Source organism: Gammaproteobacteria bacterium (assembly GCA_016716465.1).
Taxonomy (GTDB): domain Bacteria; phylum Pseudomonadota; class Gammaproteobacteria; order SZUA-140; family SZUA-140; genus JADJWH01.
The window spans coordinates 940,949-955,203 of sequence record JADJWH010000001.1; the positions used below are offsets into that span (position 1 = coordinate 940,949).

13 protein-coding genes and 1 other RNA gene are annotated in these 14,255 nt (G+C 65.9%); 3 read left to right on the plus strand and 11 right to left on the minus strand.

The annotated features are described in order from the left end of the window. Positions 1–188: 188 nt before the first annotated feature. From IPM20_04455 to ffs, 6 genes are all read right to left on the minus strand, one after another. Positions 189–587 (minus strand): hypothetical protein, encoded by a 399-nt coding sequence (locus tag IPM20_04455; protein MBK9130883.1) that lies wholly within the window; start codon positions 585–587, stop codon positions 189–191. Between the two features lie 33 nt (positions 588–620). Next, on the minus strand, positions 621–1,166 hold the full coding sequence (locus IPM20_04460) for a PQQ-dependent sugar dehydrogenase (protein ID MBK9130884.1): 546 nt from the start codon (positions 1,164–1,166) through the stop codon (positions 621–623). A 644-nt stretch (positions 1,167–1,810) separates the two neighbouring features. Further along, complete coding sequence (gene recR, locus IPM20_04465; GenBank protein MBK9130885.1) at positions 1,811–2,407, minus strand: recombination protein RecR; 597 nt, start codon at positions 2,405–2,407, stop codon at positions 1,811–1,813. Between the two features lie 10 nt (positions 2,408–2,417). Then, complete coding sequence (locus IPM20_04470) at positions 2,418–2,741, minus strand: YbaB/EbfC family nucleoid-associated protein (GenBank protein ID MBK9130886.1); 324 nt, start codon at positions 2,739–2,741, stop codon at positions 2,418–2,420. Positions 2,742–2,797: 56 nt separating this feature from the next. Then, positions 2,798–4,390 (minus strand): DNA polymerase III subunit gamma/tau, encoded by a 1,593-nt coding sequence (gene dnaX / locus IPM20_04475; protein MBK9130887.1) that lies wholly within the window; start codon positions 4,388–4,390, stop codon positions 2,798–2,800. A gap of 128 nt (positions 4,391–4,518) precedes the next feature. Beyond that, positions 4,519–4,615, minus strand: an RNA gene (gene ffs / locus IPM20_04480) — signal recognition particle sRNA small type. 201 nt (positions 4,616–4,816) lie between these two features. On the opposite strand from ffs, the gene IPM20_04485 reads away from it, so the two are divergent. From IPM20_04485 to IPM20_04495, 3 genes are read left to right on the plus strand one after another with little or no spacing between them, the layout of a single operon-like run. Beyond that, entirely contained in the window at positions 4,817–6,238 is a 1,422-nt protein-coding gene (locus tag IPM20_04485; GenBank protein MBK9130888.1) for an efflux transporter outer membrane subunit, read from the plus strand. Beyond that, on the plus strand, positions 6,235–7,419 hold the full coding sequence (locus IPM20_04490) for an efflux RND transporter periplasmic adaptor subunit (protein MBK9130889.1): 1,185 nt from the start codon (positions 6,235–6,237) through the stop codon (positions 7,417–7,419). Before IPM20_04485 ends, IPM20_04490 begins: the two co-directional genes overlap by 4 nt. Positions 7,420–7,434: 15 nt before the next feature. After that, complete coding sequence (locus tag IPM20_04495; protein ID MBK9130890.1) at positions 7,435–10,581, plus strand: efflux RND transporter permease subunit; 3,147 nt, start codon at positions 7,435–7,437, stop codon at positions 10,579–10,581. Between the two features lie 7 nt (positions 10,582–10,588). Here IPM20_04495 and IPM20_04500 read toward each other — a convergent pair whose 3' ends face one another. The 5 genes from IPM20_04500 to IPM20_04520 all read right to left on the minus strand — a co-directional run bounded on the left by IPM20_04500 (position 10,589) and on the right by IPM20_04520 (position 14,243). Then, entirely contained in the window at positions 10,589–10,783 is a 195-nt protein-coding gene (locus IPM20_04500) for a hypothetical protein (GenBank protein MBK9130891.1), read from the minus strand. Positions 10,784–10,898: 115 nt separating this feature from the next. Then, on the minus strand, positions 10,899–11,594 hold the full coding sequence (locus IPM20_04505) for a DUF1007 family protein (GenBank protein MBK9130892.1): 696 nt from the start codon (positions 11,592–11,594) through the stop codon (positions 10,899–10,901). 41 nt (positions 11,595–11,635) lie between these two features. Further along, on the minus strand, positions 11,636–12,265 hold the full coding sequence (locus tag IPM20_04510) for a DUF3299 domain-containing protein (protein MBK9130893.1): 630 nt from the start codon (positions 12,263–12,265) through the stop codon (positions 11,636–11,638). Between the two features lie 15 nt (positions 12,266–12,280). Beyond that, positions 12,281–13,543: an ABC transporter permease gene (locus IPM20_04515; protein MBK9130894.1), complete on the minus strand. Its 1,263-nt coding sequence runs from the start codon at positions 13,541–13,543 to the stop codon at positions 12,281–12,283. Then, on the minus strand, positions 13,527–14,243 hold the full coding sequence (locus tag IPM20_04520) for an ABC transporter ATP-binding protein (GenBank protein MBK9130895.1): 717 nt from the start codon (positions 14,241–14,243) through the stop codon (positions 13,527–13,529). The genes IPM20_04515 and IPM20_04520 overlap by 17 nt, the downstream gene beginning before the upstream one ends. Positions 14,244–14,255: the final 12 nt, after the last annotated feature.

Sequence of the window (14,255 nt, forward strand, 5' to 3'; positions counted from 1 at the left end):
ACCTTATCGCTCAGGTATTAGCGCGTGACTGACCGCATCGCCGACGGCCTTACCGGCAAGCGGGAAACGACAGCGGTGAAGACTCTGACCTGGTCTGCCAAATTCAGGATTCGCGCAGAGGGCGCCCTGTGCGGCGGCGATTGCCGAATGAAACGGCGCTGCCATTGCGGCGCCGGAATTCGCGGCGGTCAGAAAATTGGAGTGGCCACCGGCTCGGCCAGCAACGCGCCGGTGAAGATCACCAGCCCGCGCGTAATCAGGATCCCGATGCCCTGGCTACGATGATCCTTTCGCACTGAATCATCGCCGCCCAGCAGGCGGCGCGCGGTCTGGATCTGCACGACGTAGAGCACGTACAGCGTGATGACGAGGAGGAAATGCATCCACATGAGGAAAGAGAGAATCTCTCCGTGTTCGATCAGCTTCTTGTGCCAGTCACGCGTCAGGTACAGATAGATCGGGAAGAACAGATCGGCGACCATGATGGAAACCATGATCGGGATATGCACGCGGCGCATCCGGGCGAGAAAGAACGCCGCCAGCATGAGCGCAAACGTCACCGAGGCGAACAGCACGGTCCCTGGAATCATCGGGGCATCCTCCTTCCGGCCTGGGGCCGGTCACTCACGCGATCCGTCCGCATCCGCGACACGCAGGATCCGGCCATTCAGATCGATCACATACATCTCGCCCTTTCCGTCCTGCCCGAACGAGCTGATGTTCAAACCGGTATCGAGCAGATGCCGCGCGGCCCGCACGCGGCCGTCACGATAACGCAGGCCCCAGAGCCGTCCGGACCCGTAATCGGCATAGAGGTACACCCCGCACAGGCCCGGAATCCGGCGGCCGCGGTAGACATGCCCCCCGGTGACCGCGACTCCCTCGTCATGGCCGTAGCTGGCGATCGGCGCGCTCAGGTCGTCGTGCGCGCAGAGCTCGGCGGACCTCGCGTTGCAGCGGTCGCCTTCCATGATGGACCAACCGAGGTTCGCCCCCGCCGTGACGATATCGATCTCCTCGACGCGGTCCTGGCCGACATCCGCCAGATAGAGCGCGCCCGTCCCGCGTATCGAAGGAAAAGCGCCAGGGATTGCGCAACCCGTAGGCCCAGATCTCCGGCCGTGCGCCCGGCACGGCCAGGAAAGGGTTGTCCTTCGGAATGGCATATGGCCTGCCCTCCGCCGCCCGATCGACATCGATGCGCAGCAGCGCGCCGAGCAGGGTCGAGAGATTCTGGCCATGTCCGTGCGGGTCGTTGGCGCTGCCGCCGTCGCCCATGCCTATATATAGGTAGCCGTCCGGACCGAAGGCCAACTGCCCCCCGTTGTGATTGCCGTAGGGCTGGGCAATCCGGAGCAGCACCTGCTCGCTGGCGGGGTCGGCGCGTCCATCGGCGCCGCGCGTGAAGCGCGCGATGACGGTATGCAGACCGCCCTCGCGCGCGGTGTAATCGACGTAAAGATAGCCGTTGTCGGCATGGCGCGGGTGGAACGCGACGCTCAGCAGGCCCTTCTCGCCGCCGCTGGTCACCCGCCCGCGGATGTCGAGCAGCGGATCGGGCCGGAGCCGTCCGTCCTCGATGACGCGGATGCGCCCGGCCTGTTCGACCACGTAGAGCCGGCCGCTGTCATCCCCCGCGTGCGCGAGATGCACAGGCTGCTCGAAGCCATCGAGCCACTTCTGCAGCGTGATGGAAGGAATTTCCGCGCCGACCGGTTCCTCGCACGCCTCCGAAGCAGCGGCGGGCGCGGCGCACAGCCAGCACAGCAACAGGAACGCGCCGCCGGCGCGCCACCGCATGGGGCGGGTGTCAGATATCGCGCCGCCCGGCGATCGCATGCGACAGCGTCCCAGCATCGACATATTCCAGCTCCCCGCCGAACGGCACACCGTATGCGATGCGGCTGGCGCGGACGCCATGCTCGCGCGCCATGTCGGCAATGTAATGGGCGGTGGCCTCGCCTTCCACCGTGGGGTTGGTGGCAAGGATCACTTCCTGCACCGCGCCTTCCCGGAAGCGTTGCTCCAGCTGATCGAGGCCGATGTCCTCCGGGCCGATGCCGTCGAGCGGCGAAAGATGGCCCATCAGGACAAAATAACGCCCCTGGTAGGACGTGGTCTGCTCAATGGCCTGAACGTCCACCGGGTTCTCCACCACGCACAGCTGCGCCGGGTTGCGCTTTTCATTCGCGCACAGGCGGCACAGCGCGGTCTCGCTCAGGGTGCGGCACGCGCCGCAGCGGCCGACCTTGTCGGCGGCCTCCTGCAGCGCGACGGCCAGCCTGCGTGCGCCCTCGCGATTACGCTCGAGCAGATGGTAGGCGATGCGCTGCGAGGACTTCGGGCCAACGCCCGGCAGGCAGCGCAGCGCCTCGATCAGGCGGTCGATAAGCGGGCTGTCGGACACCGGCGATCCGTCAGAACGGCAGCTTCATTCCGGGCGGCAGTGGCATGCCGCGCGTCATGCTCGCCATCTTTTCCTTGGACTCGCTCTCGATCCGGCGCACCGCGTCGTTGACGGCGGCGGCGATCAGGTCCTCCAGCATCTCCTTGTCGTCCTTCAGCAGGCTCTCGTCGATGCTGACGCGCTTGACGTCGTGGCGGCCGGTCATGACCACGCTGACCATGCCGCCACCGGCCTGGCCGGTGACCTCCATGGCGGCGATCTCCTCCTGCGCCTTCTGCAGATCCTCCTGCATCTTCTGCGCCTGCTTCATCAGGTTTCCCAGACCACCTTTCATGACTCATCCCCTCTGTTGTGATGGCGGCGCAGGGACGCTGCGCGCCAGCCTTGCGATCAATCCAGCGGTTCCACCGTCTCGGTCATGATGCGGGCGTTGAAGGTCTCCTTCAGCGTCCGCACCTCCGCGTCGTTCTCGAGCGAGCTGATGGCGGCTTGCATGCGGTCGCTTTCCTGCTGCCGACGCAGGCGCGCGGGCGTCGCCGCCTCGGGCTCGCCGATCTGTACGGCGAGGCGGACATCGGCGCCATAGTGCCTGGACAATGCCTGCTGCAGCCGCTCTTCCATGCCCTTGTTGTACAGATGGGCATGGGCCTTGTCGACCATCAGGCGGATCACCCCGCCGTCACGCCCCAGCAGCACGCAGTTGGCGGCGAGCTCGCGCGCCATCCCCTGCAGGCCCAGGGCGCTCACGACATCACTCCAGCCGGACTCGCCCGCGGGCGCCGTCCGATGCGGCGGGGCGGGATCGGCCGGCGGCGCCGTCCGCGGCTGCTTTGGCGCCGCCGTCACGGTCCTGGCCGGAGGCAGGGTGCGCGGTTCGGCTGACGTGGCTTCCCCCGGACCGGCCGGACGGAAGGCGAGCATGCGCAGCAGGATCATCTCGAAACCGCCGCGATGGTCGGGCACGTGCGGCAGGTCGCGCCGGCCGAGCACGGCGATCTGGTAATAGAGCTGGACGTCTTCCCGGCTCATGCGCCGTGCGAGCGCCGCGATCGGTTCGGCATCGCCGCGGCTGTCGTCCACCGCGGTGGGGACCAGTTGCGCCAGTGCGACGCGCTGTAACGCGGAGATCAACTCGTCGAGCAGGTCGGAAAACTCGAAGGTGTGTTCCGCCACACGCTGTACGCACTGCAGCAGCGCGGCGCCGTCCACCGCGGCCAGCGCCTCGAGGAGTTCGATGACGTAGCCCTGCTCGATCGTGCCAAGCATGGCGCGTACCTCGGCCTCCACCACGCGCCCGCCGCCATAGGCGATGGCCTGGTCGAGCAGGCTCAGACTGTCACGTACGCTGCCGGCGGCGGCGCGGGCGATCTGCGCGATCGCGGCGGGTTCGGCCTCGATGCCTTCCTGCTCGAGGATCCTGCCCAGATGGCGCGCGATCAGCTCGGCGGGCAGATGCTTCAGATTGAACTGCAGGCAGCGCGACAGAATGGTGACCGGCAGCCGTTGCGGATCGGTGGTCGCGAGCAGGAACTTGACGTGCGGCGGGGGTTCCTCCAGCGTCTTCAACAGGGCGTTGAAACTGTGCTTGGACAGCATATGCACCTCGTCGATGAGGTACACCTTGTAGCGGCCGCGGGTGGGCGCGTACTGCGCGTAGTCGAGCAAGTCGCGCGTGTCCTCCACCTTGGTGCGGGAGGCGGCGTCCACCTCGATCAGGTCGACGAAGCGGCCCTCGTCGATCTCGCGGCAGGAGGCGCATTCGCCACAGGGCTTCGAACTGACCCCGCGCTCGCAGTTCAGGGCCTTGGCCAGCACGCGCGCAATGGTGGTCTTGCCGACCCCGCGCGTCCCGGTGAACAGATAGGCGTGGTGGAGGCGGTCATGATCGAGCGCGTTGATCAGCGCGCGCAGCACGTGCTCCTGCCCCACCATCTCGGTGAAGGCGCGCGGACGCCATTTGCGCGCAAGCACTTGATAACTCATCGATCGCCCATTCCGTCGTTCTTCCCAGGTCGCGGCGCCGTGACGGCCGCCCCCGACAGGCGTGCATTGTATTCCAAAGCAGATACCGCGTCTGAAATCGGCCCTGCCTCCTCCGTAAAGGAGGCAACCCGTACCCGCCACACCCCGGCACACGCATCGGCTGCTACCGCTGCTCCCTTCCGGGCCTGACGGGGTTTACAACCTATCGTTGCGAGGGGACCGATACGGGTTACCATGGACCGTTCAAACCGTCGGCACAGGATAGCACAACAGACCTGCGGCCCGTATGCCGGCGCGGCCCGCTGTCAGCGCCGATAAGTCCCCGCTGTTGTGTAAAAATTTGCAAAAGCCACTGAATCCGCTTCGTTCACGCGATAAACTATCCCTCACAATAACGGCCCTACGCCCAGCCAACCCGGACACTTCATGTCGGTATCGATCGCGCGAGGATTACCCCCCGTCGCCATGCTCCTGCTGCTGTGCGGCTGCGGAACCAGCGGCATCGCCATCAAACCCGATGCGGCCGCAGCACCGGCGGAACGACGCACGGACCTGACGGCGAGCGTGCTGGCCGACGGCTGGATCGGACGCCTGAACGACACCGAACTGGCCGGACTGGTGCAACGCGCGTTGGACGGCAATTTCACCCTCGCCCAGCAGGCTGCCCTGGTGCGCCAGGCGGAACATCAGCTGCGCATCGACGGCTCGGGCCGCTACCCGGAACTCGACCTGAGCGTGGACGTCGCGCGCGGCCGGAGCGACGACGATGCGACGCCCCCCTCGACGGTCTCGACCGTGGCCGGCGCGGATCTCAATCTGCAATGGGAGATCGACCTGTGGGGCAAGCTGAGCGCGACCCAGCGTCAGGCGAGCCTGACACTGGCGGCGCGACAGGCGGATTACGCCGCGGCCCGGAACGCGCTCGCCGCCGACGTCGCTGCGGCCCGTTATACGCTGACCGAGGCGGAACTCCTGCTCCAGCTCAACCGCGACACCCTGGCCAATCTGCAACAGAACCTGGAGATCATCGAGGCCGGCTATCGCCGCGGACTCAACCCGGCGCTGGATGTCTACCTCGCCCGCAGCGATGTACGGACCCAGGCCGCCAATGTGGAGGAGCGCCAGCGCGCACGCAACGAGGCCGCGCGCGCGCTGCAGCTCCTGCTCGGTGACTACCCTGACGGCGGCCTGGCGTCCGTCACCGACCTGCCCGCGCTGACGGCAGACACGCCCATAGGCATCCCGGGGGATCTGCTGCGCCACCGCGCCGACCTCCGCTCCTCCTGGCTGGAACTGCTCGCGGCCGACGCCGGCCTGGCGATCGCGCATAAACAGCGTTTCCCGTCCTTCACCGTCACCGCGCGCGCCGGGGACAGCGCGGAACGGGTAAGCGACCTGCTCGACGGCAGCCTCGCCTGGTCGCTCGCGGCGGGCATCACCCAGCCGCTGTTCAACGCCGGGCGCCTGCGCGCCGCCGAGGCGCAGGCGCGGGCCCGCGTGGAGGAGCTGGAACAGCGCTATCTGGCCGACGTCTATTCGGCCTTCGCCGAGGTGGAGGACGCGCTCGATCGGGAAACCCTGCTGCAGGAACGCTATCGCCACCTCCTCGCCGCGGAGGAAAACGCCGGATTCGCCGAGGAACTTTCGTTCGAGCAGTATCGCAAGGGGCTGACAACGTACACCACGGTGCTGGAGGCCCAGCGGCGCTCCCTGGAGGCCCGCTCGAGCGTGATCGCCCTGCGCGGCGAACTCCTGCGCAACCGCATCGCATTCTATCGCGCCCTGGGGGGAGACCCCTTCCCTCCGGAGTCGCGCCCATCCGACCTACCGGCAGGCAATAGCACATGATGAAGAAACTGCTCCCCATCCTCGTTTTCGGCGGCCTGGTCGCGCTCGCCGCCCTGTTCATTCTGAACCGCCCCGAGACGCCGCGCCTGCCCGGGGCGCCGCCCGCCGGGATCGCGGTCGAGACCCTGACCGTGATCCCGGTCGACTACCCGGTCATGCTGCAGAGCTACGGTACCGTGCGTCCGCGCACGGAAAACACGCTGTATGCCCAGGTTGCGGGCCAGGTCACCGCGGTCAGCCCGAACTTCCGCGCCGGCGGGTTCTTCGAGAAGGACGAGACGCTGCTGCGCGTCGATCCGCGCGATTATGAGGCGGCCGTGGCTTCCGCGCGGGCGAATCTCGTCGCGGCGGAGCAGGCGCTGCAGGAAGAGGAGGCGCAGGCGGAACAGGTACTGCAGGACTGGCAGCGCCTGGGCAACGGCGAAGCCGCCTCACCCCTGGTGCTGCGCAAACCCCAGCTCGAGGCCGCGCGGGCGGCGGTCGATTCGGCGCGCGCGACACTCGCGCGGGCCGAACTCGACCTCGAGCGCACCCAGGTCCGGGCGCCCTATGCCGGCCGCGTCCTCCAGGCCACGGCCGACGTCGGCCAGATCATCAATACGAGTACCGAGCTGGCGCAGATCTACGCGGTCGACGTGGTCGAGATACGCCTGCCGGTCAAGAACCGCGACCTCGCCTATATCCGCCTGCCCGAATCCTACCGCCACAACGCCTCGACGGCCGCGAACCTGCCGGAGGTGACACTCATCTCCGAGCTGGTGGGTGAACAGCGCTGGGCGGGCAGGATCGTGCGCACGGAGGGCGCGATCGATACCGGTACGCAGCAGCTCTACGTCGTGGCCCGCATCGATGACCCTTACGGCCGCAAGGCGCAAGGCCGCCGGCCGCTCAAGATCAATGAATACGTCACCGCCACCATCAAGGGTGACATCGTTCCCGGCGCCCTGGTCATACCCAACAGCGCGATCTACCAGGGCTCCTATGTCTACGTCGTCGAGGACGGCGTACTGCGCCGGCGCGAGGTCCGGATTGCCTGGCAGAACGACACCGAGGCGATCATCGGCGCGGGCCTCGCCGCCGGCGACGCGCTGGTGTTGACCCCGCTGGGACAGGTGATCTCGGGCACCCCGGCGATCGTCGCCGGCGCGGCGAACGCCGCAGAACCCGCGCGCAAACCCTGAGCGGATGAATCTGCCATGATCGCCTGGTTCGCCCGCAATCACGTCGCCGCCAACCTGCTGATGCTCACCGTCGTGCTGCTCGGGCTGATCTCGCTCGGCACGCGCGTGCCGCTCGAGGTGTTCCCCTCCTTCGAGACCCACGTCGTCACCGTCACGGTGTCATTACCCGGCTCCACCCCGGAGGACGTCGAACAGGGGGTCGCCATCCGGGTCGAGGAGGCGGTGCAGGATCTCGAGGGCATCAAGGAGATCCAGAGCCGTTCCGAGGAAGGCTTCACCACGATCAATATCGAGATCGACGAGAGTTACGACGCGCGTGAACTGCTGGCCGACATCAAGAGCCGGGTGGATGCCATCAATACCTTCCCGCTCGAGGCCGAACGGCCCTCCATCAGCCTGGCGCAGCGCACGCGCGAGGTGATCTCGGTCACCGTGGCGGGCGACCTGTCCGAACGGGAGATCCGCGAATACGCCGAGAAGGTCCGCGACGACCTGGCGCGCATCCCCGGCATCACCCAGGTTGATCTCGACGCCGTGCGCGACTACGAGGTGGCGATCGAGGTATCGCAGGACCGCCTGAACGAATACGGTCTCACGCTCGCCGACATCGCCGCCGCCGTGGAGGGCAGCTCGCTCGACCTGTCCGCGGGCAACATCCGGACCCAGGGCGGCGATGTCCTGATCCGCTCCAAGGGACAGGCCTACCACCGCGATGAATTCGAGCGCATCGTGGTCAAACGCGAGGCCAGCGGGGCGATCATCCGGCTGGGCGACATCGCCACCGTGGACGACGGTTTCGAGGAGACCGCCCTGCGCACCCGCTTCAACGGCAAGCCGGCCGCGCTGATCGAGGTCTACCGCATCGGCGACCAGAGCGCGATCGACGTCGCCACCAAGGTACACGCCTATATCGACGAACAGCAGGCGCTGCTGCCGCGCGGCCTGAATCTGAGCTACTGGGACGACGACTCGGAGATCGTGAAGAAGCGCCTGAACACGCTGGCGACGAACGCCGTGCAGGGCGGCGCGCTGGTGCTGATCCTGCTGATGCTGTTCCTGCGCCCCGCCATCGCCTTCTGGGTGTTCATCGGCATCCCGATCAGCTTTCTCGGCGCGTTCATCCTGCTGCCGGCCCTGGGTGTCACGCTGAACATACTCAGCCTGTTCGGCTTCATCCTCGTCCTCGGCATCGTGGTGGATGACGCGATCGTCACCGGCGAAAATGTCTACACTCACCTGCGGCGCGCGGAGAGCGGACTGCACGCCGCGATCCAGGGCACGCGCGAGGTCTCGGTGCCGGTGACCTTCGGCGTGCTGACCACGGTGGCCGCGTTCCTGCCGCTGGCCTTCATCGAAGGCGACCGCGGGGCCTTCTTCTCACAGATACCGGCAGTAGTCATTCCGGTGCTGCTGTTCTCTCTCATCGAATCGAAGCTGGTGCTGCCCGCCCACCTCAAGACCATCACGCTGCCGCGCGATGAAAACAATCCCTCGGTCCTGGCGCGCTGGCAGCGCGGCTTCGCGGAAGGCTTCGAGCGCGCCATCGTACGCTACTACCGCCCGATCCTGTCGCTGAGCGTACGCCACCGCTACACCACGCTGGCACTGTTCGCCGGTCTCTTCATCGTGATCGTGAGTCTGATCGTCAGCGGCTGGACCAAATTCATCTTCTTCCCGCGCATCCAGAGCGAGACGGCGACCGCGACCCTGCTCATGCCGACCGGCACCGCCTTCGACATCACCGACCGCTACGTGGTGAAGATGACCGAGGCCGCGCAGCACCTGCAGGACAAATACCGCGACCAGGGCAGCGGCAAGAGCGTCATCCTGAACATCTTCGCCTCCACCGGCTCGGCCGGCGGCAGCTCGCACAAGGGCGAGGTCCGCTTCGAGATCACCTCCCCCGAGGAGCGCACTCTGGACATCACCAGCTCGGAACTCGTCGAGGAATGGCGGCGTATGATCGGCACGGTGCCGGGCGCGGAATCACTCACCTACCGTGCCGAGATCGGGCGCGCGGGCGAGCCCATCGACGTACAGCTGAGCGGACAGAATCTCAGGATGCTGGCGGAGGTCGCCGAGCGTGTCCGCGCGCGCCTCGAAACCTATCCGACGGTGTTCGATATCGTCGATAACCTGTCGGACGGCAAGCAGGAGTTCCAGATCGAGCTCAATGCGCAAGGCGAGGCCCTGGGCCTGACACGCTCGGATCTCATCCGCCAGGTGCGCAACGCGTTTTACGGCATCGAGGTCCAGCGCATCCAGCGCGGCCGCGACGACGTGCGGGTCATGGTGCGCTTTCCGCGCCAGGAACGCACCGCACTGGCCGAACTCCAGCAGATGCGCATCGCCGGCCCCGACGGCCGCCTGATCCCGCTCGAGCACGTCGCCACACTCAAACCGGGCAAGAGCGCCGCGGCGATCTATCGCATCAACCGGGCGCGCACCGTCAATGTGACGGCCGATATCGACAAGGAAGCGACCAACATGACGGTGCTGCAGAACGACCTGAGCACCTACCTGGACGGTCTGATGCGGCAGTATCCGGGCGTCTCCTACTCGCTCGAAGGCGAGGCGCGCGAACAGGCGGAGACCTTCGGCTCGATGGAGCTCGGCCTGTTATTCATCCTGTTCGTCATCTATGCCTTGCTGGCAATCCCGTTCCGCTCCTACGCGCAGCCGTTCATCGTCATGTCGGTCATCCCGTTCGGCCTGATCGGCGCCGTCGCCGGGCACTGGATCATGGGACTGGATCTGACCATCATGAGCCTGATGGGGCTGATGGCCCTGATCGGCGTGGTGGTGAACGACAGCCTGGTGCTGGTGGATTACATCAACAAGCGGCGCCGACGCGAGGCGCATGACACCCGGCGGGCGCTGCTCAAGTCGGTGCTCGCCGCCGGCACCGCGCGTTTCCGCCCGGTCATGCTGACTTCGCTGACGACGTTCTTTGGCCTGATCCCGCTGGTCTTCGAGAAATCGACCCAGGCCCAGTTCCTGATCCCGATGGCGGTGTCGCTGAGTTTCGGCGTCCTGTTCGCCACCTTCGTCACCCTGTTCATGATCCCGGTCAACTACATGATCCTGGAGGACCTCCGCCGCCTGGCGGCAAAAAGCGGCTTTGTGGTCGATCGTACGCACCCCTCTGCGCATCAGGAATAGCCGCGACTCAGCGCAACGGGTGGACGTCGAGCGCCGGATCTTCCGGCATGCCGGGCGGCGCAGGCAGGAATGGGTTGGCGCCGGCCGCGCCCCGCTCGAAGGCGCAGTGGCAGCGGCCCTGGCCGGCGAACAGGCGCTCATTCGCCAGCTCGCACGCCTCTCCGGAGGGATAAGGTCCTACAATCGGAGGCGGTGTCTGCACGGAATCACCCGCCGGAGGATGAATGTGGCACACCGGGGACGTCCCGGCAGCAACCCCGACCATCAATAACCCCGTCAGTAATATCCCCATCCGGGCATACCAGGGAAAAACCGGCTCAGCGGCCCGTATCGCATACTATTTCAACCCGCTCGGCGAAGAAGGCGCCGAGACCTTCCGATCCGCTCTGGGTACGATCCAGCGCCGCGGCCTCGCGCACGCGTTCCGGGTCGGGATGGGGGGAAACCAACTCGGGCCGGCAGCCTGCCGGCGCGCCCTGCAGGCGTACGGCATCGGCCTTTTCCGCGTGCAGCATCTCGATGTAATAACTCGGATCATAGACGGAATAGGTCACCGGCCCCTGGCGCACCGGGACCGGCTCGGCAAGCGGGAGCGTGAACTCCAGTTCCAGGCGGCGGCCCCTGAGCACAATCGATGCCTCTACCGGCGCCGCGAACTCCATCGGCCGCGATCCACCCTCAATCGTGGTCATGTAGTGAAAGCGGGCGAGGTTCTTCATCATCACGGCGAGTATCCGGGCGGTCCGCTCCGGATCAAGAGCGACCTTGCCGGTGAACGAGAGCCCCTGGGTGACATAGGCGGAATAGATATCATCGAAGAGCCAGACCATGTGCAGTGATGTGACCCGGCCCGCGGTGTCAAAGCGAACCTCGACTTCGACGTCGATCCAGGCATGGGGATGCGCACCGGCCGGCAGTGCAGCCAATAGCAGAAACGCCGCACAAAATGTGCGCAAGCGGTAAGGCATGAAGGAACTCAGGACCCGGATCACGCTACGGTAGCCGTATGACATCTGGAGTGATCGCGCATCAAGATGAAAACACCGTCGTAGCATTACTGTTCCATCTCGTAAGGCTCGACCTCGAGCGCATCCAGCGTGTAGCCCGCCTCGCCGAGTTCGCTCGAGGCATGCTCCACCTTCATCACACCGGTCACCCACACGGTATCGAACAGTCGCCGCACCTGCACATTGCGCCCCTGCGCCCTGACGTAGACGATCTGGTTGGCGGGCGGCGGCGGGACATGGATACAGGCGCCGTAGTACGGCACCAGCAGAAACTCGTTCACCACCCGGCCGTCGCCCTCCAGCGGGACCACGAATCCCGGCAGCTTCACGCTCTGGCCATTCAGGGCGTTCACCACTGGCGCCTCTTTCCACATCGCCTGCAGCTTCTTCATCAGTTCCTGCGCACGTGGATCATCGTCGCTCAGATTCTGCAAACCGGGGTCCTCCAGCAGCTTCTCCGGATGGAAGTCCTCCGGGAGAAGGTTGTCCCAGCTCAGAACCTTGACCTCGCCCGTCGCCGCGGTGTCGTTATCCGAAACTGGCGTTGCGGATACACCGCGCATATCCACCACCTGGTGCAGACTGTTCGCGGCCTGGCCGGCGTCATCACACCCTGATAACACCGAGACCAGCAGGATTGAAACGGTCGATAGACCCAGTGTAAATAAAATATTCATGACGTTACCCCGTTTTCAAAGTCGCACGGTCAGACCGTCTGCCAGCGAGCGGTGATAGGCAAGCCAGGCGGGCAACAAACCGCTCGCCAACCCCACCACGAACACCGCGCCCATGAGGATCCATTCATGCGCGGTCGGGAGGTCGAGACCGAGATACAGTCCCCACTGTGATTCCAGTACCGGCTTCAGGATCAGGATCAAACCGTACAGCAGGACCACGCCGAGCACGATCCCCGCCAGCGTCAGCGCGGCGGTCTCGCCCAGGATCAGGCCCAGAATCTGGCGCGGATGCGCCCCGACTGAGCGCAGCACTGCCATCTCGCGCCGGCGCGCCTCCAGGCCCGCCAGCAGGACGGTCAGCAGCCCAGCCATCCCGACAACGACGACGAAGGCGGACACCGCGAGCAGCATACGCTCGCCGACGCCGACCAGGTCCCACAATTCCTGCAGTGTCGCGCCTGGCAGGATCGCCAGCAGCGGTTCGTCTCGATAGTCGTTGATGTAACGCTGCACCCGGAAGGTTGCGATACGCGACTTCAGGCCGACCATCATGGCGGTGATGGTCTTGGGCGTCAGGTTCATGTGCATGGCCTGGTCCTCCGTGACATGCAGACCCGGCGTCGGCACGCCGGCCTCCCAGCCCACGTGGATCGCCGTGATACCCTCCACGCTCACCAGGACAGTTCGATCGAGCGGCGTGCCGGTGCGGCCAAGTATCCCGACGACATGGAACGGCATATTGGTATGTTCCATCAGGTTCACCTCGCCGGCGCCGTGGGCGAGCACGATCTGCTGTCCAAGGCGGTAATTCAGACTATGGGCAACTTCAGCGCCGAGCACCGCTTCGAAAGGCGTTGTGAATTCACTTCCCTGCACGAACGAGAGGGCATGGTCACCCGCAAAGTGGTAATGCTCGAAGAACGAGCGGTCGGTGCCCACGACGCGGTAGCCACGATGGGAATCGCCGAGTGAGATCGGCACCGTCCAGGCGACCTGCGGCTGGGCGGCGATGTCCTGATAGCTGCGCCAGTCGACGTTGTTGGTGGCGTTGCCAATGTGGAACACCGAGTACAACAGCAGTTGCACGCCCCCGCTGCGCGCGCCCACGATCAGATCCACGCCCGAGATGGTATTGGCGAAGCCGTTACGGGCCTCGGTGCGCAGGCGCTCGACCCCGAGCAGCAGGGTGACGCTGAAGGCGATCGCACAGAGGGTGAACACCACCGCGAGTCGGCGGTTCCACAGACTCTTCACCGCCAGATCAAGCATCGACGACATGAGGACTCCTCCCGGCATGATTGATATCGTTGAGGGCCACGCCGCGGTCGAACAAGGGCTCCAGAGAGGCATCGTGGCTGACGAACACCAGTGTTGCGCCCTGGGTCGCGCATTCGTCCATCAGGAGCCGGATGAACAGCGCACGCGTGTCCGCGTCGAGGGCCGAGGTCGGTTCGTCCGCCACTACCAGCTCCGGACCGCCGATCAGCGCGCGGGCGGCGGCGACTCTTTGTTGCTGCCCCACGCTCAGCTCCGTCGCCGGTCGATCGAGCAGATCCGCGCCCAGACCCAGCTGGATGATCAGGCGGCCCGCCTCGGCACGCGGACCGCCGCGCTGCCGGACACGCTCGCGCCGCGCCCGGGAGAAACGCAGCGGCAGCAACACGTTGTCGAGCACGCTCAAATAGGGCACCAGATTGAATAACTGAAAGATATAGCCGACATGCTCGGCGCGGAAGCGATCGCGCGCCGCGGCGGACAGTGCCCCCAAATCCTGGTTCAGCACCTTTACAGTACCTCGCCGCGGGACCGTCACCCCACCCAGCAGATTCAGCAGCGTGCTCTTCCCGCTGCCACTCGGGCCTTTCAGGAACATGCGCTCACCTTTAGCCACGCTCAGATGCTCAAGTCTCAGCACGGGCGCACCGGCGGGTGTCCAGGCGAATTCCACATTCTGAAGATCGATGACCGCTTGATTCATATCGATTGATCC

Excerpts from the sequence above, each read along its gene's own strand:
- IPM20_04510 (MBK9130893.1), bottom strand. The coding sequence starts at position 12,265 with ATGAATATTTTATTTACACTGGGTCTATCGACCGTTTCAATCCTGCTG.
- IPM20_04490 (MBK9130889.1), top strand. The coding sequence starts at position 6,235 with ATGATGAAGAAACTGCTCCCCATCCTCGTTTTCGGCGGCCTGGTCGCG.
- IPM20_04485 (MBK9130888.1), top strand. The coding sequence starts at position 4,817 with ATGTCGGTATCGATCGCGCGAGGATTACCCCCCGTCGCCATGCTCCTG.
- IPM20_04495 (MBK9130890.1), top strand. The coding sequence starts at position 7,435 with ATGATCGCCTGGTTCGCCCGCAATCACGTCGCCGCCAACCTGCTGATG.
- IPM20_04515 (MBK9130894.1), bottom strand. The coding sequence starts at position 13,543 with ATGTCGTCGATGCTTGATCTGGCGGTGAAGAGTCTGTGGAACCGCCGA.
- IPM20_04460 (MBK9130884.1), bottom strand. The coding sequence starts at position 1,166 with ATGCCATTCCGAAGGACAACCCTTTCCTGGCCGTGCCGGGCGCACGGC.
- IPM20_04505 (MBK9130892.1), bottom strand. The coding sequence starts at position 11,594 with ATGTCATACGGCTACCGTAGCGTGATCCGGGTCCTGAGTTCCTTCATG.
- IPM20_04470 (MBK9130886.1), bottom strand. The coding sequence starts at position 2,741 with ATGAAAGGTGGTCTGGGAAACCTGATGAAGCAGGCGCAGAAGATGCAG.
- dnaX (MBK9130887.1), bottom strand. The coding sequence starts at position 4,390 with ATGAGTTATCAAGTGCTTGCGCGCAAATGGCGTCCGCGCGCCTTCACC.
- IPM20_04520 (MBK9130895.1), bottom strand. The coding sequence starts at position 14,243 with ATGAATCAAGCGGTCATCGATCTTCAGAATGTGGAATTCGCCTGGACA.